1 protein-coding gene is annotated in these 2,139 nt (G+C 46.4%); it reads right to left on the bottom strand.

The window, feature by feature from the left end:
• Window positions 1–31: 31 nt before the first annotated feature.
• Entirely contained in the window at window positions 32–2,005 is a 1,974-nt protein-coding gene (locus BGX12_RS15135) for an FISUMP domain-containing protein (RefSeq protein ID WP_109736849.1), read from the bottom strand.
• Between the last annotated feature and the right edge of the window lie 134 nt (window positions 2,006–2,139).

The raw sequence follows: 2,139 nt of genomic DNA, 5'->3' as shown, positions 1-2,139 counted from the left end.
ATTAAATTTTAGAAAATAGCCCATTTTTTGTTTAATTTAGGCGAAAGTCAACAAAAAAGGGTGGCGAAGCCACCCACACATGTTGATGAAGAGCCTCTTTTTTGCATATATAGTAGTTGTCCTTGATTACTCCTTCCATTTCAGGGGTGCAGATTCCAAACTCTTTTTCTCTAGAAGAAATGGTGGTCCAGCCGGTAGATTTGCAAACGTATTCCCTGGAACTCTCGGTCTTGGTGGTGTATCGGGTATCGTCGTTACAGGGGCCAAGAAGGTCGGTTGTGGATGCTGTTTTCCAGGAAGAGTCCTTACAGACATATTTTCTATCGTTGGATTCTTTGATCTCGCCACTGTTTTTTGTGGTGCAAGGACCGATCTTGTCTTCTAGTGTGGAGTATCGCCACTTGTGCTGATCACAGATTTCGGTTTTATCTTCGTCGCTAAATGTTCCCGATTTTGCCTTTGTACAGACTCCGTATGCAATTTCTGAGGTTGATGCTTTTTTCCAGGCCGAATCGAGACAGACGTAACGGACCTTGTTTAAGGTGTAGATGGAGTCTCTTTCGTACTCAAGGCATTCTCCATAGACATGCTGAACCTCGGCTTTAACCCAGGAGGTGGAATCGCAGACATAGAACACGGAGTCGAGGGTGGAAAGGATTCCTTTTGTCTTTGCGTTGCAAACTCCCAGCTTGTCATAACGGCTGGCTATGGACCATTGGTGATTTTTGCAAATGAGATCTTTTGATTCGTCGCTAAAAGTGCCTGTCTTTGCTTCGGTGCATACACCGTATTTCTGTTCGTTTTGGGTAGCCTTTCTCCATACGGAGTCAATGCAGACGTAGCTGTAGCCTTTAAAGGTGTAGATGGAGTCCCGGTCTATCTGGAGACATTCTCCATACACATGTCGAACTTCTGCGTAGATCCATTTTAAGGAGTCACATGCGTATAGACTGGATTTGTAAGTCAAGGTGTCTCCCAGTTTGTCTTCGGTGCAGAAGCCCACTTCTTTATCCATGGTGGTTATGGCGAACCATTTATTAGACCTGCAGTTGTACATGGAGCCGTGATAAAGCACGTTTGTAGATTCTTCCTTGTCGCTGCAGTGGACTGGTGTCTCTAAAGTGCTCGCGTACCAAGAGTTGTCCATGCATTCGAAGAATTGATTTCCCTGGACTGTGCGGCGGTCCCTGTTTTTGCAGCCTTGGGGCAGGTCCTCTTCGCTGTAGAGGTCCTCTGCATCCATGACGCAGCGGACAGAGATATAGATCGACGGATGGAATTTTTTGTATTCAGGAGTTCCGCTAGTGGAGGTGAAGGTGTAGGATCCCAAGGGGTCCTTGCATAGCAGGCTCGTGGTTTCATACATACCGGTACAAGTGTCCAGGTCGCATGTACCTGCCGGAAGGAGATTAAATCCAAATTCGTCTGTACCGGCGTTGTCCCACAGGTCCTTGGAACGCAGGGACTTCATGTTCTTTGCGATGTAAAAAAGATATTCCCAGTCTTCCTGAGTGGGGTAGGTGAAATCTCCCGGACAGCCGGGAACGTCGGTTCTGTAAAGCCATCCCATGTTGATGCAGTTGCTGTCCTGCTTGTCGTAACAGACCCCTTGCTTGGATTCGGACTGAAGGTTTTCCGCCAGCCAGATTTTGTTTCCAATCTGAATGGTCTTGTAGATCTTGTTTATGGAGCGGTCCGATACGGTGTCTTTCTTGATGGCGATTCCGTCGACTAGGGTGAATTTATCCTTGGTGGATGGGGGGATGTAGGAGCTGCTCAGCCCGTTAGACGAACTTGAAACGTTTAGGCTATCGATGCTGGAGCTTGAGGCGGAGGAGTCCTTAACAGAACTGGACGACTTTGTGGAATCTTGAGAGGCGCTGGAATCGTATTCCTCATCATAATCGCTAGAGGAAATTTCTTCCAAATCGTCATCAATATCTGCGGAACTGGACTTGCTATCATCCCCACAAGCAATGAACAAAACAGAAAAAAGGATAGACATCCATAAATATCGAATCAAATTTAACCCCCGAAAAAAATCGAGGCATCATCAACATGTGTGGAAGCATTTAGGCAGCCTTGCTAGATGATTCTCTCGATTCCGATTCCCATTCGTAGGCTATCTTTACATCTACA

Source organism: Fibrobacter sp. UWR4 (assembly GCF_003149045.1).
Taxonomy (GTDB): domain Bacteria; phylum Fibrobacterota; class Fibrobacteria; order Fibrobacterales; family Fibrobacteraceae; genus Fibrobacter.
The sequence above is the reverse complement of the archived record's forward strand: the minus strand, read 5'-3'. Positions and strand labels throughout refer to the sequence as shown.